Here is an 18,860-nt window from a genome sequence, read left to right on the forward strand (position 1 = left end):
TCTCAGGAGAAGCTTGATGTTCGGTACGGTAGTGAAAGCAGGAACGCTGGCCCTGGTGTCGGTGTTGATGGCGGGTTGCGCAACGGAGCGGTCGAAGTCTGTCGCCGTGCCCGCGACGGTGGCGGCAAGCACGCCTTACCAGGGCCCGCGCAGCCCGATTTCCGTGGGCAAGTTCGACAACCGCACGGACTTCCTGCGCGGCGTGTTCTCCGACGGCGTGGATCGCCTCGGCGGCCAGGCCAAGACCATCCTGACCAGCCATCTGCAGCGCACCGGCCGCTTCCAGGTCATGGACCGCCAGAACCTGTCCGAGATCGCCCAGGAAGCCGCTTTCAACAAGCAGGCCAACAAGATCAAGGGCGCACGCTACGTCGTCACCGGCGACGTCACGGCCTTCGGCCGCAAGGTGACCGGGGACCAGCAGCTGTTCGGCATCCTGGGGCGCGGCAAGGAGCAGGTGGCCTACGCCAAGGTCGATCTCAACGTCGTCGACGTGACCAGCTCCGAAGTCGTCTATTCCGCATCGGGCGCGGGCGAGTACAGCCTGTCCAACCGTGAAGTGATCGGCTTCGGCGGCTCGGCCGGCTACGACTCCACGCTCAACGGCAAGGTGCTGGACCTGGCCATCCGCGAAGCGGTGGATCGCCTGGTCGACGGCATCACGCAAGGCGCCTGGGCGCCCACCGCCAACTAAAAGGGGAATCCATCATGATGAAGACGATGGCGCAGCCGCGCCGGACGGCGTTCGCCCGTACGGGTCGCGCGCTGGCGATCACGGCATTGGCCGGCCTGCTGGGCGCTTGCGCGCAGCAGCCCAAGAGCCTGTACACCTGGGAAGGCTATCAACCCACCGTGTACGCCTACCTGAAGGAAGACGGCAACGATTACGCCGTGCAAGCGCAGACGCTGGAAAAGAGCGTCGAGAAGGCGCGCGCCACCAACCGCGAACTGCCTCCCGGCTTTCGCGCGCACCTGGGCATGCTGTACCTGAAGATGGGCGACGGCGAAAAGGGCGTCGAGCAGCTGCAGGGCGAAAAGCAGGCCTTTCCCGAATCCACGCCGTTCATGGACTTCCTGATGCGCAACGCGGGCAAGTCCGCCGCCGCGCCGCAAGCGCAGGCCGCAACGCCTGCCGCCGAATCCGTCGCCAGGAACGAGCCGGGCGCCAAGTCCGAACCCGCCGCCCAGACCGAGCCGGCCGCGCCGAAGAAGAAGGGGAACTGATCATGATGAAATCACTGCGCCTGGCCATGCTGGCCATCGTCGCCCTGCTCGCCGGTTGCGCCGGCCCGCAGCGCAACGTGGACTACACCGCGTTCCGTGAAAGCAAGCCGGCTTCCATCCTGGTGCTGCCGCCGCTGAACACGTCCGTCGACGTGGCCGCGTCCGCCGCCGTGCTGTCGCAAGCCACACTGCCGCTGGCCGAGTCCGGCTACTACGTGGTGCCGGTTGCCGTCATGGAAGAGACCTTCCGCCAGAACGGCCTGACCACACCGGATGACATCCACGCCGTGCCCGCCGCGCGCCTGCGCGAGATCTTCGGGGCCGACGCCGCCTTGTACATGACCGTCAAGGAATACGGCGCGAGCTACAAGGTGGTGTCGAGCGACGTCACCGTGTCCATCGACGCGACGCTGCTGGACCTGCGCAGCGGCGCCAAGCTGTGGGACGGCCACCAGACCCTGAGGCAAGGCAGCAGCAGCAACAGCGGCGGCCTGATCGGCATGCTGGTGCAGGCGGTGGTGGATCAGGTGGTCAACTCGTTGTCGGACCGCAGCTATGGCGTGGCCGGCATGACCAGCAACGCCCTGCTCAGCGCCGGCACGCAAGGCGGCATCCTGTATGGTCCGCGTTCGCCGCGCTACGCCGGGCAGTAGGCCCTTCGCCAGCGGTCGCGTGCCGCTGGCGTTTGCGGGACAGCACACCAGGCCCCGTTCGCCGTCTTGAATCGGCGCGCGGGGTTTTCTTTTGCCGGCTCGCCGCCATGCGTGGCGAATCCGGCGGTTGCCGGTGCGGTGGCTCAAGCCTGTCCGGCCGTCGCGGATGCCCGCGCGCGCCGCAGACGCGGCTTCCATTCGCTGACGATCACGCCCAGCACCACCAGCGCGCCGCCGACCAGCGCCAGCGGCGCCAGCCGCTCGCCGGCGATGCGGCCGAAGGTGCCGGCCCATACCGGCTCGCCGGCATAGATCAGCGTGGCGCGCGCGGGATCGACCGTGCGCTGCGCCCAGTTCATGGTCAGCTGGATCAGCGCGCTGGCGCAGCCCAGCGCCACGGCCAGGCCGGTGAGCGTCCAGGAGAACGGCGGGATCTCGGTCTCGCCGGCCAGCGGCATCAGCGCGAAGGCCGCGATCGACGCGGCCGCCAGTTGCAGCACGGTGACGCGGCGTAGGTCCACGCTGCGCGCGTAATGGCTGATGAGCAGGATCTCGGCGGCGATGGCCACCGCGCCGGCGATGGTGTTGAGCTGGCCGTAGCTGAACGAGATCGAGGCGGGGTTGTTGCCGGTCAGCAGCATCAGGCCCATGCAGGCCAGCGCCACGCCGACCCAGGTCATGGCGCGCGGCGCGCGCCGCAGCACCAGCCATTGCAGCAGCGGCACCGCCGGCACGTACAGAGCGGTGAGGAAGGCCGATTCGCTGCTGGTGATGTGCTGCAGGCCGATGGTCTGGCCGCCGTAGCCGGCCACGATGGCCAGGCCGACCGCGCCGCCGGCCCGGACTTCGCGCCAGGTGATGCCGCGCAGCGAACGCAGCGACACCAGTCGCACGGCCAGGGCCGCGGCGGCGAAGCGGCAGCCAACGAAGAACATGGGCGTGCCCGCGGTGAGCGCGTGCTGCACGGCCAGGAAGGTGCCGCCCCAGACCACGGTGATCAGGACGAGCGCGGCTTCGGGCGCCCTGCGCGCAAGCAGGGAGGGAGATGGGGTTGTGGGGCTATTGTGCATAATATTGCACAATATCGGATGTGGTATTTTTGCGCAATATATTGCTCATGCGCTTGCGCAAGGAGAATCGCCATGCCGTCGAACCAGGTGCTCGAACACGTGGCCGCCAATCTCAGGCGCCTGCGCGATGGCCAAGGCCTGAGCCAGCAGGCGCTGGCCGATGCGGCGGGCGTGAGCCGCCGCACCATCGCCGGCCTGGAGGCCGGCGACGCCAACATCAGCCTGGCCAAGCTCAGCCTCATCGCCACGGCGCTGGGCGCCAACTTCACCGCCCTGGTCAGCCCGGCCGGCCGCGCGCCCGATCAGGCGCCCGACGTGCTGACCTGGCGCGGCCAGCTTGCCGGCAGCCAGGCGGTGCTGCACTGCTCGGCGGCCGCCTCGCATCAGGTGGAACTATGGTCCTGGACCCTGGCGCCCGGCGAGCGCTACCAGGCCGAGGCCGACCCGGAAGGCTGCGTCGAGATGCTCTACGTGATCGAGGGCGCGCTGACGCTGGAGCTGGCCGGACAGGAGCGGGTCATACCTGCGGGGGCGACCACGTCTTTCGCCAGCTCGGTGTCCTATGCCTACGCCAACCGGCAGGCGGGCGTGCTGCGCTTCATTCGCAACCTGGTGATATAGGGCGCGCCAGCCGGGCGACTGGCGCTGGCGGGAGCGTTCCCGCAGGTGGTCCGCCGTTCCATGGCCGGCGCTTCGAGGGCCGGTGATCCTCGGGCCGGCGATGCCGCCGCCGTCCGACAGCCCAGCCCGACGTTTCAGTCCGAGCCGGCGGCGAAGCCCGTCAGCGCCTCGCCGTGCATGCGGTAGCGCACCCACTCGGCCTGCGGCCGCGCGCCGATCGACTGGTAGAAGTCGATGGCCGGCTGGTTCCAGTCCAGCACGCTCCATTCGAAGCGGCCGCAGCCTTCCTCGACCGCGACCCGCGCCAGATGGCGCAGCAGGCGCTTGCCGGCGCCGATGCCGCGGCTGGCGGGCGAGACGTACAGGTCTTCCAGGTACAGCCCTTTCCTGGCCTGCCAGGTCGAGTAGTTGAAGAAATAGATGGCGTAGCCCACCGGCTGCCCGTCCGCTTCGCAGATCAGCGCGCGCGCGGGCGTGCCGGCGCCGAACAGGCTGCTGGCCAGGGTCTCGACGGTGGCTTCGACCTGGTCGGCGGCCTTTTCATAGACGGCCAGCTCGGTGATGAATCGCAGGATCAGCGCGCAGTCCTGTTCGGTGGCGGGGCGGATGGAAATCGTCATGGGAGCGCTACGGAGAAAATCGAAAGGGCGGCGCATGGCCGCGCGGAATGGCAAACCGACGATGATAGGGATGCGGGTGTCAGTGCATCAAGTGCATTATTTTCAGCAGATAATGCATGTTATGCATTCTGATCTGAGACGCCTGGACCTGAACCTGCTGGTGGCGCTGGATGCCCTGCTGCGTCGCCGTTCGGTGAGCGCCGCCGCCGACGAACTGGCCATGAGTCCGTCCGCGCTGAGCCACGCGCTGGCGCGTCTGCGCGTCGCGCTGGACGACGAGCTGTTCGTGCGCATCGGCAACGCCATGCAGCCCACCGCCCATGCCGAGCGGCTGGCCGGGCCGGTCAGCGCCGCGCTGGCGCTGCTTTCCAACGGGCTGGCGCAGGCGGGCCGCTTCGACCCGGCCACCAGCGACCGCTGCTTCACCCTAGCGGCCACCGACTACACCACCTTCGCCATGCTGCCGGCCCTGGTCGCGCAAGTGCAGGATCTGGCGCCGCGCCTGCGCTTCCAGATCGTCCACGCGCAAAACCAGGACTACGCCGAGGACCTGGCCTCGGGCCGGCTGGATTTCGCGCTGGGTTATGTGGAAGACATGGCCGAGCCCGCTCCCGGCATCGAGAGCTTCGACTGGCTGACCGATCACTACGTGGTGATCGCCAGCCGGGATCATCCTCGGATCCGGTCCGCGCCCAGCCTGGACGCCTACCTGGCCGAGCGCCACGTGGCGGTGCGCCCCTGGGGCGAGGCCGGCGGCCATATCGACAAGCTGCTGGAGCGTCGCGGACTGCGCCGCGACGTGGCGGTGCAACTGCCCTCGGTGCTGGCCGCGCCCTTCATCGTGGCCGGCTCGGCGCTGATCATGACGGCGCCGCGCCAGGCGGCGCGCACGCTGGGCGCGGTGGCGTCGATCGTTGAGTATCCGCCGCCCTTCGAGATCCCGCCCTTCACGCTGAAGGCCTACAGCCACGTGCGCCAGCGCAGCGCGGCGCATGCCTGGCTGCGCGAACAGCTGCTGCGCGCGATTCCGCTTTGATCGGGCGGTTGCCGCTAGGGCCACTGGCAGTTTTGACAGCTTGAACGACGAAATAAGGTGCTATATACTTAAGCTATATACAATTTCCCGTCCACAGGAGTTGCGACATGGCAATTGGCACGGTCTTTATCAACAACCGCACGCAGGCCGTCCGGCTTCCGCTGGAAGTCCGGCTGCCAGAGGGCGTGCTCAAGGTGGAAATACGAGTCAGGGGAAATGAGCGCATCATTGCGCCGGTTGGACAGATCTGGGACAGCTTTTTTCTGAACGGCCCCGCTGTCAGCGATGATTTCATGTCCGAACGTGCCAGCCAGGATCAAGCCGAGCGAGAGTCGCTCTGATGCTGCGCTATCTGCTGGACACGAACATCGTTATCTATGTCTTGAAGCGGCGTCCCATCGAGGTGCTGTCCATTTTCAATGCCAATGCGGGCCGCATGGCGATCTCCTCGATTACCGCGGCGGAGCTGTTGCATGGCGCGGAGAAAAGCAACCGTGTCAGTGAGAACCTGTCCACCGTTGAGGATTTTTGCAGCCGCCTGGATGTCTTGCCCTATGGCCTCAAAGCGGCGCAGCACTACGGGGCGATCCGTTCCGCCCTGGAACGGCTGGGTCAGCCCATTGGGGTAAACGATCTGCACATCGCAGGCCATGCACGTAGTGAAGGCTTGGTGCTGGTATCGAACAACGTATCGGAATTCGCCCGCGTTCCCGGGCTTGAAGTAGAGAACTGGGTCAGTCCCAGCCTCTGAGCAGCTTTTGGGGTAGAAGGCCCGACGCCGATCAGCGCGGGCCCGTCATGCACCTTATCAGTTCAACGCCAACATGGCTCCCGGCGCCACCTGCGGCGCGCCGCGAGTCGTTGCGTGGCTGGCGACTTCATGGCTGTCGAGCTTGAAGCCGCCCACCAGCTGCGCCAGGTGCGCGGCTTGTTCCTGCAGCGTCTGCGCGGCGGCGGCGGCCTGTTCCACCAGCGCGGCGTTCTGCTGCGTGGCGTTGTCCATCAGGCCGATGGCGTTGCCGATCTCCGAGATGCCGGTGCGCTGTTCCTGGCTGGCCAGGTCGATTTCGCCGACGATGCTGGTCACGCGCTCGACGCTGCCCACCACCTGATCCATGGTGCCGCCGGCCTGGCGCACCAGCGAGTTGCCGCTGCGGATCTGGTCGACCGAGGATTCGATCAGCGTCTTGATCTCGCGCGCGGCGGTGGCGCTGCGCTGGGCCAGCGTGCGCACTTCGCCGGCCACCACGGCGAAGCCGCGGCCCTGTTCGCCGGCGCGCGCGGCTTCCACCGCCGCGTTCAGCGCCAGGATGTTGGTCTGGAAGGCGATGCCGTCGATCACGCCGATGATGTCGACGATCTTGCGCGCCGAGGCGTCGATGCCGTCCATGGTGTGCACCACCTGCTGCATCACCGCGCCGCCCTGGCCGGCCACGCGCGAGGCGTCGCTGGCCAGGTTGGCCGCCTGGCTGGCGTTGTCGGCGTTGTGCTGCACGGTCGAGGTGATCTCTTCCATGGCCGCGGCGGTCTGCTCCAGCGAGCTGGCCTGCTGCGAGGTGCGGTCGGACAGGTCATGGTTGCCGCTGGCGATCTCCAGGCTGGCGGTGCGCACGGAGTCGGCCGCCACGCGGATCTCGCGCAGGATCGTGGCGATCTTGTCGGCGAATTGATTGAATGCGGCGCCGATCCGGGCCAGCTCGTCACCGCCCTCGGCCGGCAGCCGGCGCGTCAGGTCGCCGTCGCCGCTGGCGATGTCCTGCAGCGCGTATTGCACCTGGGGCAGGCCGCGCAGCTGACGCTTGACCGCCATCGTCACGAAGGCCACGGCCAGCAGCAGCGCCAGCGCGGTGATGGACGCGGCCAGCTTGACCATCATGGTGACCGGCTCGTTGGCCTGGGCGCGGTCGATGGCGATCACCAGCGTCCAGGGCGTGCCTTCCACGGCGCTGGCGTACAGCAGCTGGCTGACGCCGCCGATGTCCTGTGTCAGCGAGCTGCCGCTGTTCCTGGCCAGCTGTTGCAGCTGGCCCAGGTCCAGGCCGGGATCGATGGCGGTGACCGGCTTGAGCGCCAGCTTGACGTCCGGGTGGGCCAGGATCTGGCCCTGTCCGTCCAGCAGGAAGGCGAAGCTCTTGGGCGTGGCCTGGATGGCCGCGACCATCTTGGCCATGCTGTCGAGCAGCATGTCGGTGCCCACGGCCGCGACCACGCGGCCGTCCTTGCGCACCGCCTCGACGAAGCTCATGCACAGCTTGCCCGACGCGGCGTCCACATAGATCGGCGTGATGGCCGGCCCGTTGGTCTGGGCGGCCTGCTGGTACCAGGCGCGCGCCGGGCCGTCGAAGCCATCCGGCATGGCGTGGTTGAAGATGTAGCGCTTGTCGGCGTAGACGATATAGGCGTCATCGAAGCCGCCGGCCTGCTGCGCGGTCGCGGCCATGGTGTGCGCGATGGCTTCGGGCTGGTCGACGGCGTTCTTCAGCGAGCTGGTGACGCGCTGCTTGTCGCGCACCCAGGCGGACAGTTCATTGGCGTGATTGCGCGTGATCTGGCCGATATTGTGGTCGACCTGATCGAAGGTATTGTCGCGGGCCACTAGCACCGTGGCCAGGGAAAGCGACAGCATGGAAAGAATGGTGATCGCCACGCAGAGGGCGATGAGGCGGTTGCGTATGGACTTGAACATGGTGCGGCCCCGATGGCTGTCGACATCGCGGCGGCACGGAAAGCCGCCGCATATGAGGCGCAGCGTAAGGTCGGCGCGGTGCAATCAACCCTGGGATCAAGGGCGCGCCTGCCGTCCAGTTCGTCATTTTGGCCAGACCCTGCCGGGGCCACTGTAACAGGGACGTATTGCCGCCGTATGGCGTTGCCGCGCGCGCCTGCGGGTTGTCCCGCAGGCGTGCTGTCACACAGGCGTTTACGGCGGATTACGTCGGCGTCTGCGGCGCGGCGCCGGGTTCGTGCGATACCGGGCGTCCCAGCAGGTAGCCCTGGAAGTGGGTACAGCCTTCCTCCGTCAGCCGGCGCAGCTGGGCCGGGGTTTCCACGCCCTCGGCGGTGGTGGGGATGTCCAGGCTGCGTCCGATGCCGTTGATGGCGCGGATGATGGCCAGCGCCTCGCGGCTGGACTCCACGTCCTGGGTGAAGGACTTGTCGATCTTGATCTTGTCGAACTCGAAGCTGCGCAGGTAGCTCAGCGAGGAATAGCCGGTGCCGAAATCGTCCAGCGCCACCTTCACGCCCATGTCCTTGAGCCGGGTCAGGGTGGACAGGTTGGCCGCCGAATTGGCCAGCAGCACCGATTCGGTGATCTCCAGCTCCAGCCGGTCGGCCGGCAGGCCGGACGTGGTCAGCGCCGATTCCACCAGCGACACCAGCGCGCTGTTGGCGAACTGGCTGGCCGACAGGTTGACGGCCACGGTTTCATGCGGCTCCCAGCGCATGGCCTCGCGGCAGGCCTCGTGCAGCGTGAAGGCGCTGAGCTCATGGATCAGCCCGGTTTCCTCGGCCACGGGAATGAAGTCGTTGGGCATGATCAGGCCCTTGGTCGGATGTTGCCAGCGCATCAGCGCCTCGCGGCCCACGGTGCGTACATGGCTGGCGTCCTTGATGGGCTGGTAGTGCAGCCGCAGCTGCTGCGAGATGATGGCCTGGCGCAGGTCCATTTCCATCTCGTGGCGCTTGAGCGCGGTGGTCTCCATCTCGGGCTTGAAGAAGGCCATGCCGTTGCGGCCGTTGCGCTTGGCCTCGTACAACGCCATGTCGGCGTAGCGCAGCAGGTGGTCGGCGGTGCATTCCGGCGTGTCGGCCACGGCGATGCCGATGCTGACCGTCACCGGCACGGTGTGGCCGTCGATCTCGAACGGCGCGCGCACGGCGTCCACCAGGCGCTGCGCCATGCGGCGCACGTCCTCGGTCTGCTCGATGTTGGGCAGCACCACGGCGAACTCGTCGCCGCCCAGCCGCGCCAGCGTGTCCTGTTCGCGCAGGACCTTGGGCAGGCGCTTGGCCAGGAGGCGCAGCAGCTCGTCGCCGAACTGGTGGCCCAGCGTGTCGTTGACGCTCTTGAAGTTGTCCAGGTCCAGGCACAGCACCGCGGTGGCTCGGCCGTCGCTGGCCGCGTTCAGCGCCTTGAGCATCTGTTCGCGGAACAGGCGCCGGTTTGGCATGCCGGTCAGCGTGTCGTGGTGGGCCATGTAGCGCACCTGCGCATGGGCGGCGTTCTCGTCGGTGACGTCATCGGCGATCAGCAGCACATAGCGCGAGCGCGGATCGCTGTTGTGGAACACCAGCGTCTTGGTACGCAGCGAGCGCGGGCCCAGTGTGGTGGACAGCTCCTCTTCCTCTTCGCGCATGGCGCCGTCCGAGCGCAGCGCATCATTGCAGAGCCGCTCGAAGAAGGCGCAGGCCTGTTCCGGCAGGCATTCCTGCATGGTCCGGCCGCGCATGTCGGCGCGGTCGACGCCGAACATGGCCTGCACCTGGCGGTTGGCCAGCACGATCCGGCGCGACACCGCGTCCATCACCAGCACGCAGGAAGGGATCTGCGAAATCACCGCGTCCAGGAAGCTCGACAGCGAGCCCAGCTCGGCGTTGTAGCGCTCGGTCATTTCCTTGGCGCGCAGCAGCTGCTGTTCCTGCATGCGGCGCTCGGTCTCGTCGCGCGTGATCTTGGCGTAGCCGAGCAGTTCGCCGCCGTCGCCGTGGATCGCGTCGATCACCACGCTGGCCCAGAACAGGGTGCCGTCCTTGCGCACGCGCCAGCCCTCGGCGGCGAACTTGCCCCGGTCGCGGGCCCGCGCCAGTCCGGCTTGCGGCAGGCCCGAGGCCCGGTCTTCCGGGGTATAGAAGCAGGAGAAATTCTGGCCGACGATCTCGTCGGCCGCATAGCCCTTGGTGCGTTCGGCGCCGGCGTTCCAGTTGGCGACGGTGCCGTCCGGAGACAGCATATAGATGGCGTAGTCCTCGACACCCTGCACCAGGTGCCTGTACATGACGTCCGAATTCGCGATGGTCATAGCTTATGGCCGGTCTTCCGGCATGGGCCGCCGCTGCGGCTGGCATGAAAACATGACGGGATATATGGCTTTACGTCTGCGGAAGCCAAATATTTATCCCGCATATGAAAATGCCAAAAGCCTGCGCATTATTGCGAAGGCCGTCCAACTGTTGCGAAAAAGTACGCCTATCCGGCGCGGTGTTCAGCCTCGGCCGAAGCCCACGCGTTGCTTGAGCGCCTGCGCGATCATCGCGGTGTCGATGTCCTTGCCCGGATGGCGCTGGCAGAAGTCGTAGAGCACCGCCACGTAGGCGTTGCCCAGCAGCTTGGTGAGGGTGGCGGCGGTGGTGGCGGCGATGGTGCCGCCGGCCGCGCTGCCGGCGCCCGGGATCAGCTTGAGCAGGCTGGACACCACCGAGCGGCCGATCAGCGTGGCGGCCGAGGCGCCCAGCGTGGACGTGACCAGCGTGGTGATGGCCGCCGTGTCCAGCTCCATGCCGAAGGTGATGCCGATCTTGGCGATCATGCCGACCTGGATCGGCACCAGCGCGAAGGCGTCGGAAAACGGGATGGGCGCGGCGGCGGCCGACGCGGCCAGGCCGGCGGCGATGTTCACTTCGATCTCAGCCCGCTTTTTTTTTACTTCCAGCGCCTGCTTGTTGCGGGTGGACAGCGCATTGGCGTAGGCGCGCTGCTGCGCCTCGGGGATGGCCTGGGCGGTGGCGGCGATTAGCTCGTCCAGCCCCATGGGCGGCAGATCCGCGTCCAGCTCGTCGATGCGCTCGGGCAGCGCGCGCACCGGCACCACCTGCCGGGCGCGCGGCAGCAGCTCGCGCGCGGTGTCGGCGAACGGGCTGTTCTTGCGGGCCTTGGTCAGCACCGTGATGACGGGAATGCCGGCGTCCGCCAGCATGTTGCACAGCGCGATCTCCGCGTCTTCGACGCGGTGGCTGCTGTCCTGGATGCAGAGCCAGGCGATGTGGATGTGGCGTTCCTGATCGGCGGCGGCTCCGCGCTCGCGGATCAGCGCGTCCAGCTCGCGGCGCGAGGCTTCGTAGTCGGCTACTTCCAGGCCGCGCGTGTCGATGATGGTGAGCGGATGGCCGGGCCGGGTGAATTCCTGGGTCGTCGAGGTCACCGGCTTGCCCGCGCCGGTGCGCGCCAGCTCGCCACGGAACACGGCGTTGATCAGCGTGCTCTTGCCCACGCCCGTCTTGCCGGCCACCAGGATGTTGACGCGGCCGGCCCCGCGCGTCGCGGTGCTGATCGCGTCGGCGATGGCGTCTTGCAGGGGCAGCGGATCGGGCATGGGGGCGGGCATCAGGATTGGATTCGTCTGATTCTAATGGGTTCAATCCGTGGAAGTTCGGACGCTTGCCTCGGATAGCCCGGGATTGGACGCCGGGTTAGGGATTACGTCATGTTGTCCCGAACTTGACTATACAAGTATAGATATCGCCGGGCAGACCAATACCAAAAAATGGGGATATCCATGGATGAGCAGACAGGCTTGCGCCGTGGCCTGAGCGCGCGGCATGTGCGCTTCATGGCGCTGGGCTCGGCGATCGGAACCGGCCTGTTCTATGGTTCCGCCGCCGCCATACAGCGCGCGGGGCCGTCGGTGCTGCTAGCCTACCTGATCGGCGGCGCGGCCATCTTCTTCACCATGCGCGCGTTGGGAGAGATGGCGGTGCGCCATCCGGTGCCTGGCTCCTTCGGCCATTACGCGACGCGCTACCTGGGGCCGTACCTGGGTTTCCTGACCGGCTGGAGCTATGCCTTTTCCATGCTGATGGTCTGTCTGGCCGATGTCACCGTGTTCGGCGTGTACATGGGCTTCTGGTATCCGGACACGCCGCGCTGGATCTGGGTGCTGGGCATCGTGCTCTGCATCGGCGGCTTGAACCTGTGCAGCGTGAAGGTGTTCGGCGAGCTGGAGTTCTGGCTGTCCCTGCTCAAGGTCGTGGCGATCCTGGCGCTGATCGCGGGCGGCGCGGCGGTGCTGCTCAGCGGCATGCGCATCGGCGACGCGGACGCCACGGCGCCGGCCCTGGCCAACCTGTGGCAGCACGGCGGCTTCTTTCCCAACGGCATCGAGGGCATGATCGCGTCCTTCACGGTGGTGATGTTCGCCTTCGGCGGCGTGGAGGTCATCGGCATGGCTGCGGGCGAGGCCGGCGATCCCCGGCGCGTCATTCCCAAGGCGATCAATTCGGTGCCGCTGCGCATCCTGCTGTTCTACGTGCTGACTCTGCTGGTGCTGATGGCGATCTTCCCCTGGAGCAAGATCGGCACGCAAGGCAGCCCCTTCGTGCAGATATTCAGCAGCCTGGGCATCAAGGCGGCCGCGGACGTGCTGAACCTGGTGGTGATCTCGGCTGTGATCTCGGCGGTCAACAGCGATATCTTCAGCACCGGGCGCATGCTCTACGGCATGGCGCTGAACGGCCAGGCGCCGGCCGGCTTCGCGCGGGTGTCGCGCTTCGGTGTGCCCTGGATGACGGTGGCGGTGATGGGCGCGGGCCTGCTCGTGGGCGTGGCGCTCAATTACCTGTTGCCCGACGGCCTGTTCATGAAGCTGGCGGCCATCGTGACCTTTTCCGTGGTCTGGGTGTGGCTGATGATCCTGCTGTCGCAGCTGGCCATGCGTCGCCGCCTGGGCCCGGCCGCCGCCGAGCTGGCCTTTCCCGTGCCGCTGTGGCCCTGGGGTCAGCGCTGCGCCGTCGTCTTCATGCTGTTCGTGTTCGCGGTGCTGGCCGCGTTCGAGGATACGCGCGGCGCGCTGTATGTGGGCCTGGGCTGGCTCGCGCTGCTGTCGGCGGCCTATCTCTGGCTGTCCGCGATGCGTCGGCGCGCGGGCGGCGCATCGCGGCCTGACTATGATGATGACAAGGAGGAGTGACCATGCATCGCCATGAATTCGAACTGCCGGCCGAGGACATCGCGGCCTTCCAGCGCGACGGCGCGCTCTGTGTGCGGCAGCTGTTCACCGCGCCGGAAGTCGAGCTGCTGACGCGCGGCATCCAGAAGAACCTGGACGCGCCCAGTCCGCGCGCCAAGGTGGCCAGCCGGCCCGACGATCCCGGCTGGTTCTTCGAGGACTTCTGCAACTGGCGGGACAACGACGAATACCGGCGATTCATCTTCGACAGCCGCGTGGGCTCGGTGGCCTCGCAGCTGATGGGCGGCGGGCCGGCGCGGCTCTATCACGACCATCTGCTCGTCAAGGAACCCAACACGCGCCAGCGCACGCCCTGGCACCAGGACCAGCCCTATTACAACGTGGAAGGGCGCATGAATTGCAGCATGTGGATGCCGGTGGATCCGGTCGCGCGCGAGGCCACGCTGGAGTTCGTGGCGGGCTCGCACCTGGGGCCTTGGCTGATGCCGCGCACCTTCCTGGACAACCAGGCCAGGTGGTTTCCGGAAGGCAGCCTGGCGGATCTGCCCGACATCGAGGCCGACCGCTCGCGCTGGCGCATCCTGGGCTGGGAGCTGGAGCCGGGCGACGCCGTGTTCTTCCATATGCTGACGCTGCACGCGTCCGGCGGCGTGGGCGGAGACCGACGCCGGCGCGCGTTCTCGGTGCGCTTCCTGGGCGAGGACATGCGGCATGCACCGCGCGCCTGGCGGACCTCGCCGGAGTTTCCGGGGCTGGAGCAGGAGCTGCCGGCGGGCGCGCCGCTGGAGCACGCGCTGTTTCCGTTGCTGTGGCCGCGCGCCTGATGCCGGTGGCGGATCGGGCAAGTCGCGGCGTTGGCCCGGCTCAGGCCTTGGGCGCTTCGTACAGATGCTCGGGGCCCGGGAAGCGCCGGGCCTTCACTTCCTCGGAATAGGTCCGCGCCGCGGCCTGGATGCGTTCGGACAGTGTGTCGTAGCGCTTCACGAAACGGGCGGTGCGCTCGAACATGCCCAGCATGTCATCCACCACCAGCACCTGTCCGTCGCATGACGCGGACGCGCCGATGCCGATCACGGGGCAGGACAGGCTGGCGGCGATCGATGCCGCCAGCGGTTCCACCACGCCCTCGACCACCACCGCGAAGGCGCCGGCGGCGGCGATGGCTTCGGCGTCGGCCGCGATCTTGGCCTGCTCGGCATGGCCGCGTCCGCGCGCGCCGTAGCCGCCCAGGATGTTCACCGCCTGCGGCGTCAGGCCCACGTGTCCCATCACGGGGATGCCGCGCGCCGACAGGAAGGCGACCGTGGCGGCCATGGCCTCGCCGCCTTCCAGCTTGATGGCGGCCGCGCCCGTTTCCTTCAGCACGCGGGAGGCCGACGCGAAGGCCTGCTCGGGACTGGCTTCGTAGCTGCCGAAAGGCATGTCCACCACCACCAGCGCGGTACGCGCGCCGCGCGCCACGGCCGCGCCGTGCGCGATCATGGTGTCCAGCGTGACGGGAACGGTGGATGGCAGTCCGTAGATGGTCTGCGCCAGGCTGTCGCCCACCAGCAGCGCGTCGCAGCAGGGATCCAGCAGCTCGGCCATGCGCGCCGTGTACGCGGTCAGCATGACCAGCGGTTCCTGGCCCTTGCGGGCGCGGAAGGCGGGCACGGTCATGCGGCGGGGGGCGGGAGCGTTGGCATTCAGGGTGGCGGTGGTCGACATGCGGGCCTCGTGTTCGGGATGCGCGGCGGGCCTGGCAGGCAGCGCCGCGTCCCGAGCTTAACCCAGGCGCTTCATGGCTGTGGCAGCGCAAGCGCTGCGCGCATGTCCTCCAGGAAGGCCGCCGTGATCTCGTTCAGGTGGGGGCGCTTCTTGGCCACCAGCGTGATGTCCACGTCGTAATGGAACAGCGCCGGATTCAGAGGCCGCAGCAGGCCGGCCTGCACATAGGGCGCGGCATAGGCCTCGGGCAGGTAGCCCAGGTGCGCGCCGGAAAGGATCAGCACCGCGGCGGCCTCCATGTTGTCGGCCTCGGAGGTAATGCGGCGCGGCAGGCCCGCGAAGGAGGCCTCGGGCAGCGGATAGGTGCGCCAGGTCCAGTCCGACTCGGCCACGTCGCTCGGGCCCAGGCTGCCGGCGCGGGCCGCCAGCGCGTGGCCCGCGCCGCAATAGGCCACCTGGCGCTCCTGGAACAGCGTGGCGTAGTCCAGCATCGGAACGCGGTGCAGGAAATAGCCCACCGCCACCTGCATTTCGTCCTTCAGGATCAGCTCTTCCAGTTCGCGCGGGCCGCGGATCAGCAGCGACAGCCGCACCGCTTCGTCGCGTTGCCGGAAGCGGGCGATGGCGCGTGCGATCAGCCCGTTCTGTTCCAGCGTGGCGTTGCCGATCAGGCCCAGCGTCAGGCTGCCGACCAGCTGGCGATGCATGTTGCGGGCCTCGGCGGTGAAGTTGTTCAGCGAGGTCAGCGCGCCGCGCGCCAGCCGGGCGAAACGCTGGCCCTTGGCCGTCAGCCGGAAGCCGCCCCGGCCGCGCTCGCACAGGCGGAAGTCCAGCCGCGTCTCCAGCGTGGCGAGCTGGCTGCTGATGGTGGACTGGCCCACGCCCAGCACGTCCTGCGCGGCCGATACGCCGCCGGCGTCGACGATGGCCAGGAACACCCTGATCAGCCTGAGATCCAGATCGGTAACGGTGGACAGCATAGGGTAATCACCTATGAAACATTGATATTGATCGATGCTTGTTGAGCGAACGAGATATGGATCGGGAATTGCGTGATTTCTATTATTCCATCGGGCCTTGCAGGCATGAAAGTCCCACGTCGAAAAGCGTGGAAATCAGGCTTGCGGTGGCTGGAAAGCAGGCTGCGCGGAAGTTCACTTTTATACGCATCGGTGTTTCGCGCGACGCCTGTGAATGGCATCAAGACCACATGGCGCGCCCTGGACGCGCGCCGGAAACGAATCGAGGGGCGGACATGTACTTGGACATAGGCGTAGTCGTGATCTACATGGGCGCGATGCTGTTGCTGGGCTGGTACGGCATGCGGCGCGCGAAGACGCAGGAAGACTTCCTGGTGGCGGGGCGCAACCTGGGGCCCGGCTTCTACATGGGCACCATGGCGGCCACGGTGCTGGGCGGGGCCAGCACCGTCGGCACGGTGCGCCTGGGCTATGTCCACGGCATTTCCGGCTTCTGGCTGTGCGCGGCGCTGGGCGCGGGCATCGTGGTGCTGAACCTGTTCCTGGCCAAGCCGCTGCTCAAGCTGCGCATCTATACCGTGACCCAGGTGCTGGAGCGGCGCTACAGCCCGGCCACGCGCCGCGTAAGCGCGCTGGTGATGATGGCCTACGCGCTGATGCTGGCCGCCACGTCCGTCATCGCCACCGGCACGGTGATGCACGTATTGTTCGACCTGCCCTTCTGGGCGGCGGTGCTGCTGGGGGGCGGCGTGGTCGTCATCTATTCGGCGGTGGGCGGCATGTGGTCGCTGACGCTGACCGACATCGTGCAGTTCGTGATCAAGACCGTGGGCCTGATGTTCGTGCTGCTGCCGATCTGCATCATGCGCGTGGGCGGCTGGGACCAGCTGGTCGCGCGCCTGCCGGCCGCCAGCTTCGACTTCACCACCATCGGCTGGAGCACCATCGCCACCTACTTCGTCATCTATTTCTTCGGCATCCTGATCGGCCAGGACATCTGGCAGCGTGTGTTCACCGCCCGCACCACGGGCGTGGCGCGCGTCGCCGGCAGCGTGGCCGGGGTGTACTGTGTGCTTTATGGTCTGGCCGGCGCGTTGATCGGCATGGCCGCCAAGGTGCTGCTGCCCGATCTGGACAATCCCAACAACGCCTTCGCCGCCATCGTGCAGGCCAGCCTGCCCGACGGCATCCGCGGCCTAGTCATCGCCGCCGCGCTCGCGGCCATGATGTCCACGGCCAGCGCCGCCATGCTGGCGACCTCCACCGTGCTGGCGGAAGACCTGCTGCCCGCGCTGCGCGGCGGCCGCCGCTTCGAGAACGTGAGTTCGCACCGCCTCATCACGCTGCTCGCGGGTTTCACGGCCGTCGGCATCGCGCTGGCGGTGGACGATGTGCTCAGCGCGCTGACCTGCGCCTACAACCTGCTGGTGGGCGGCATGCTGGTGCCCCTGCTGGGCGCGATCTACTGGCGCCGCGCCACCACGCCGGCCGCCATCGCCAGCATGTTGCTCGGTTGCGGCGCGGCCATCGTTTTCATGATCAAGGACGGCCTGGACGCCAACACGCCCATTTACGTCAGCCTGGCCGTCAGCCTCGCCAGCCTGGTCGTGATCAGCCTGGCGACCCGCGCCGACGCGCCCGCGAGCCTGGATGGCGCGCGCGCCCCGGCCCGGGCCGACTGAGTTTTCATCAAGCAGGAGCAAGACATGACTTTCACGCCCGAAAAATTGCAGGCGCTGCGCGAGCGCTTCGGCGGCGCCAACGAGGCCGAGATCCACGATCCGCATTTCCGCGCCATCGCGGCCAATGTGATCAACGACAGCGGCACGCGCATGGCGCCCTATGCCGGCATGCCCACGCTGCTGGACGCGCCGGCCCGGGCGATGGACTGGAGCCGGCCCGAATTCGGCGACCTGGAGGTCGCGCTGCTGGGCGTGCCGATGGACCTGGGCGCCAGCAACCGCAGCGGCTGTCGCTTCGGGCCGCGCGCCCTGCGCGCGATCGAGCGCGTCGGCCCTTACAACCACGTCCTGAAATGCACGCCCGTGACCCAGCTGCGCGTGGCCGACATCGGCGACGTGCCGATGCGCAGCCGCTTCAGCCTGGACCAGTCGCACGAAGACATCGAGGCCATCTACCGGCATATCCAGCAGGCCGGCGTGATCCCGCTGTCGGCGGGCGGCGATCATTCGGTGACCTTGCCGATCCTGCGGGCGTTGGGCCGCGAGCGGCCGCTGGCGCTGATCCACTTCGACGCGCATTGCGACACTGGCGGGCCGTTCGACGGCAGCCGCTTCCATCACGGCGGCCCGTTCCGCCAGGCCGTGCTCGACGGCGTGCTCGATCCCACGCGCACCATCCAGATCGGCATCCGCGGCGCGGCCGAGTATCTGTGGGAGTTTTCCTACGCCTCGGGCATGACCGTGATCCATGCCGAGGACATTCCCCAGCTGGGCGTGGACGCCATCGTGGCCAAGGCGCGCGAGGTGGTGGGCGACGCGCCGGTCTACGTGTCGTTCGACATCGACTGTCTGGATCCCGCCTTCGCGCCCGGCACCGGCACGCCGGAAGTGGGCGGCGTGACGGTGCGCGAGGCGCAGGCCATGCTGCGCGGGCTGGCGGGGCTGAACATCGCCGGCGGCGATCTGGTGGAGGTGGCGCCGGCCTATGACGCCACCGCCAACACCGCGCACGCCGGCGCGCAGATCATGTTCGAGATCCTGAGCCTGATGTGCGTGGCGCGCGGGCGCTGAGCGCGCGTCAGGGCGCCGGGGACGGCGGATTGGCCGCCAGGCCGGTCGCGGCGATGGCGGCCGGCGCTTCCCGAGCGGCGTCATCGCGCGCCGCGACGGCGCCGCTTTCGACTTGCAGCAGCACGTAGCGCCGGCTGGCGTAGAGCGGCAGCAGCCGCCAGCCGGCCAGCGTGTCGCGCAAGGCCGGCAGGCGGTTCTTTTCGACCGCCAGGAAGAGGCGCGGGGGGGGGGCCCCCCCCGCCCCCCCCCCCCCCCCCCCCCCCCAACCAACCCATCCCCCCCCCCCCCCCCC

At 68.0% G+C, this 18,860-nt stretch carries 18 protein-coding genes and 1 pseudogene; 11 read left to right on the plus strand and 8 right to left on the minus strand.

The features are described 5' to 3' along the window. Nucleotides 1-16 precede the first annotated feature (16 nt). From ACEU5R_RS13415 to ACEU5R_RS13425, 3 genes are read left to right on the plus strand one after another with little or no spacing between them, the layout of a single operon-like run. On the plus strand, nucleotides 17-694 hold the full coding sequence (locus ACEU5R_RS13415; protein WP_103272053.1) for a CsgG/HfaB family protein: 678 nt from the start codon (nucleotides 17-19) through the stop codon (nucleotides 692-694). Nucleotides 695-708: 14 nt separating this feature from the next. After that, nucleotides 709-1,224, plus strand: a complete 516-nt coding sequence (locus ACEU5R_RS13420) for a DUF4810 domain-containing protein (RefSeq protein WP_233772668.1) — start codon at nucleotides 709-711, stop codon at nucleotides 1,222-1,224. 2 nt (nucleotides 1,225-1,226) lie between these two features. After that, nucleotides 1,227-1,877 carry a DUF799 domain-containing protein gene (locus tag ACEU5R_RS13425; RefSeq protein WP_103272054.1) on the plus strand — a complete coding sequence of 217 codons (651 nt, stop codon included), beginning with the start codon at nucleotides 1,227-1,229 and terminating at the stop codon, nucleotides 1,875-1,877. 143 nt (nucleotides 1,878-2,020) lie between these two features. Here ACEU5R_RS13425 and ACEU5R_RS13430 read toward each other — a convergent pair whose 3' ends face one another. Continuing rightward, on the minus strand, nucleotides 2,021-2,947 hold the full coding sequence (locus tag ACEU5R_RS13430; protein WP_392410497.1) for a DMT family transporter: 927 nt from the start codon (nucleotides 2,945-2,947) through the stop codon (nucleotides 2,021-2,023). Between the two features lie 72 nt (nucleotides 2,948-3,019). On the opposite strand from ACEU5R_RS13430, the gene ACEU5R_RS13435 reads away from it, so the two are divergent. Beyond that, the gene (locus tag ACEU5R_RS13435; RefSeq protein ID WP_103272056.1) at nucleotides 3,020-3,568 is read left to right on the plus strand and encodes an XRE family transcriptional regulator; all 549 of its coding nucleotides are present in this window, start codon (nucleotides 3,020-3,022) and stop codon (nucleotides 3,566-3,568) included. Nucleotides 3,569-3,702: 134 nt separating this feature from the next. On the opposite strand, the gene ACEU5R_RS13440 is transcribed toward ACEU5R_RS13435, so the two are convergent. Further along, complete coding sequence (locus ACEU5R_RS13440; protein ID WP_103272057.1) at nucleotides 3,703-4,188, minus strand: GNAT family N-acetyltransferase; 486 nt, start codon at nucleotides 4,186-4,188, stop codon at nucleotides 3,703-3,705. Between the two features lie 121 nt (nucleotides 4,189-4,309). On the opposite strand from ACEU5R_RS13440, the gene ACEU5R_RS13445 reads away from it, so the two are divergent. The 3 genes from ACEU5R_RS13445 (at nucleotide 4,310) to ACEU5R_RS13455 (ending at nucleotide 5,975) form a co-directional block, all read left to right on the plus strand. Further along, nucleotides 4,310-5,224 carry a LysR family transcriptional regulator gene (locus ACEU5R_RS13445; protein ID WP_392410498.1) on the plus strand — a complete coding sequence of 305 codons (915 nt, stop codon included), beginning with the start codon at nucleotides 4,310-4,312 and terminating at the stop codon, nucleotides 5,222-5,224. Nucleotides 5,225-5,331: 107 nt separating this feature from the next. After that, nucleotides 5,332-5,565 (plus strand): type II toxin-antitoxin system VapB family antitoxin, encoded by a 234-nt coding sequence (vapB, locus tag ACEU5R_RS13450; RefSeq protein WP_103272059.1) that lies wholly within the window; start codon nucleotides 5,332-5,334, stop codon nucleotides 5,563-5,565. Then, nucleotides 5,565-5,975, plus strand: coding sequence for a type II toxin-antitoxin system VapC family toxin (locus ACEU5R_RS13455; protein ID WP_103272060.1), 411 nt, complete (start codon nucleotides 5,565-5,567; stop codon nucleotides 5,973-5,975). Before vapB ends, ACEU5R_RS13455 begins: the two co-directional genes overlap by 1 nt. 57 nt (nucleotides 5,976-6,032) lie before the next feature. Here the strand turns inward: ACEU5R_RS13455 and ACEU5R_RS13460 are convergent, their stop codons facing one another. From ACEU5R_RS13460 to ACEU5R_RS13470, 3 genes are all read right to left on the minus strand, one after another. Continuing rightward, on the minus strand, nucleotides 6,033-7,910 hold the full coding sequence (locus tag ACEU5R_RS13460) for a methyl-accepting chemotaxis protein (RefSeq protein ID WP_392410499.1): 1,878 nt from the start codon (nucleotides 7,908-7,910) through the stop codon (nucleotides 6,033-6,035). A gap of 244 nt (nucleotides 7,911-8,154) precedes the next feature. Then, nucleotides 8,155-10,245 carry an EAL domain-containing protein gene (locus tag ACEU5R_RS13465; protein ID WP_392410500.1) on the minus strand — a complete coding sequence of 697 codons (2,091 nt, stop codon included), beginning with the start codon at nucleotides 10,243-10,245 and terminating at the stop codon, nucleotides 8,155-8,157. Nucleotides 10,246-10,428: 183 nt separating this feature from the next. Further along, the gene (locus ACEU5R_RS13470) at nucleotides 10,429-11,547 is read right to left on the minus strand and encodes a GTPase family protein (protein WP_103272062.1); all 1,119 of its coding nucleotides are present in this window, start codon (nucleotides 11,545-11,547) and stop codon (nucleotides 10,429-10,431) included. A 171-nt stretch (nucleotides 11,548-11,718) separates the two neighbouring features. Here ACEU5R_RS13470 and ACEU5R_RS13475 point away from each other — a divergent pair, with 171 nt between their 5' ends. Continuing rightward, nucleotides 11,719-13,128: an amino acid permease gene (locus ACEU5R_RS13475; RefSeq protein ID WP_103272063.1), complete on the plus strand. Its 1,410-nt coding sequence runs from the start codon at nucleotides 11,719-11,721 to the stop codon at nucleotides 13,126-13,128. Nucleotides 13,129-13,130: 2 nt separating this feature from the next. Then, complete coding sequence (locus ACEU5R_RS13480; RefSeq protein ID WP_392410501.1) at nucleotides 13,131-13,952, plus strand: phytanoyl-CoA dioxygenase family protein; 822 nt, start codon at nucleotides 13,131-13,133, stop codon at nucleotides 13,950-13,952. A gap of 40 nt (nucleotides 13,953-13,992) precedes the next feature. Here the strand turns inward: ACEU5R_RS13480 and panB are convergent, their stop codons facing one another. Then, on the minus strand, nucleotides 13,993-14,835 hold the full coding sequence (gene panB, locus ACEU5R_RS13485) for a 3-methyl-2-oxobutanoate hydroxymethyltransferase (protein WP_392410502.1): 843 nt from the start codon (nucleotides 14,833-14,835) through the stop codon (nucleotides 13,993-13,995). A gap of 71 nt (nucleotides 14,836-14,906) precedes the next feature. Further along, the gene (locus ACEU5R_RS13490) at nucleotides 14,907-15,815 is read right to left on the minus strand and encodes a LysR family transcriptional regulator (RefSeq protein ID WP_392410503.1); all 909 of its coding nucleotides are present in this window, start codon (nucleotides 15,813-15,815) and stop codon (nucleotides 14,907-14,909) included. A 275-nt stretch (nucleotides 15,816-16,090) separates the two neighbouring features. On the opposite strand from ACEU5R_RS13490, the gene ACEU5R_RS13495 reads away from it, so the two are divergent. After that, nucleotides 16,091-17,497 carry a sodium:solute symporter gene (locus ACEU5R_RS13495; RefSeq protein WP_103272067.1) on the plus strand — a complete coding sequence of 469 codons (1,407 nt, stop codon included), beginning with the start codon at nucleotides 16,091-16,093 and terminating at the stop codon, nucleotides 17,495-17,497. A 24-nt stretch (nucleotides 17,498-17,521) separates the two neighbouring features. After that, nucleotides 17,522-18,568, plus strand: coding sequence for an agmatinase (gene speB / locus ACEU5R_RS13500; protein WP_392410504.1), 1,047 nt, complete (start codon nucleotides 17,522-17,524; stop codon nucleotides 18,566-18,568). A gap of 7 nt (nucleotides 18,569-18,575) precedes the next feature. On the opposite strand, the pseudogene ACEU5R_RS13505 reads toward speB, so the two are convergent. Then, nucleotides 18,576-18,860 (minus strand): annotated as a pseudogene (locus tag ACEU5R_RS13505) (hypothetical protein); the annotation flags it as partial.

The sequence above is a fragment of the Achromobacter sp. 413638 genome, assembly GCF_043119405.1.
In the GTDB taxonomy this organism is placed as follows: Bacteria; Pseudomonadota; Gammaproteobacteria; order Burkholderiales; family Burkholderiaceae_B; genus Achromobacter.

Bases quoted from the DNA above. Each gene is read 5' to 3' on its own strand.
- ACEU5R_RS13415 (WP_103272053.1), top strand. From the start codon at position 17: ATGTTCGGTACGGTAGTGAAAGCAGGAACGCTGGCCCTGGTGTCGGTG.
- ACEU5R_RS13420 (WP_233772668.1), top strand. From the start codon at position 709: ATGATGAAGACGATGGCGCAGCCGCGCCGGACGGCGTTCGCCCGTACG.
- ACEU5R_RS13425 (WP_103272054.1), top strand. From the start codon at position 1,227: ATGATGAAATCACTGCGCCTGGCCATGCTGGCCATCGTCGCCCTGCTC.
- ACEU5R_RS13430 (WP_392410497.1), bottom strand. From the start codon at position 2,947: ATGCACAATAGCCCCACAACCCCATCTCCCTCCCTGCTTGCGCGCAGG.
- ACEU5R_RS13435 (WP_103272056.1), top strand. From the start codon at position 3,020: ATGCCGTCGAACCAGGTGCTCGAACACGTGGCCGCCAATCTCAGGCGC.
- ACEU5R_RS13440 (WP_103272057.1), bottom strand. From the start codon at position 4,188: ATGACGATTTCCATCCGCCCCGCCACCGAACAGGACTGCGCGCTGATC.
- ACEU5R_RS13445 (WP_392410498.1), top strand. From the start codon at position 4,310: ATGCATTCTGATCTGAGACGCCTGGACCTGAACCTGCTGGTGGCGCTG.
- vapB (WP_103272059.1), top strand. From the start codon at position 5,332: ATGGCAATTGGCACGGTCTTTATCAACAACCGCACGCAGGCCGTCCGG.
- ACEU5R_RS13455 (WP_103272060.1), top strand. From the start codon at position 5,565: ATGCTGCGCTATCTGCTGGACACGAACATCGTTATCTATGTCTTGAAG.
- ACEU5R_RS13460 (WP_392410499.1), bottom strand. From the start codon at position 7,910: ATGTTCAAGTCCATACGCAACCGCCTCATCGCCCTCTGCGTGGCGATC.
- ACEU5R_RS13465 (WP_392410500.1), bottom strand. From the start codon at position 10,245: ATGACCATCGCGAATTCGGACGTCATGTACAGGCACCTGGTGCAGGGT.
- ACEU5R_RS13470 (WP_103272062.1), bottom strand. From the start codon at position 11,547: ATGCCCGCCCCCATGCCCGATCCGCTGCCCCTGCAAGACGCCATCGCC.
- ACEU5R_RS13475 (WP_103272063.1), top strand. From the start codon at position 11,719: ATGGATGAGCAGACAGGCTTGCGCCGTGGCCTGAGCGCGCGGCATGTG.
- ACEU5R_RS13480 (WP_392410501.1), top strand. From the start codon at position 13,131: ATGCATCGCCATGAATTCGAACTGCCGGCCGAGGACATCGCGGCCTTC.
- panB (WP_392410502.1), bottom strand. From the start codon at position 14,835: ATGTCGACCACCGCCACCCTGAATGCCAACGCTCCCGCCCCCCGCCGC.
- ACEU5R_RS13490 (WP_392410503.1), bottom strand. From the start codon at position 15,815: ATGCTGTCCACCGTTACCGATCTGGATCTCAGGCTGATCAGGGTGTTC.
- ACEU5R_RS13495 (WP_103272067.1), top strand. From the start codon at position 16,091: ATGTACTTGGACATAGGCGTAGTCGTGATCTACATGGGCGCGATGCTG.
- speB (WP_392410504.1), top strand. From the start codon at position 17,522: ATGACTTTCACGCCCGAAAAATTGCAGGCGCTGCGCGAGCGCTTCGGC.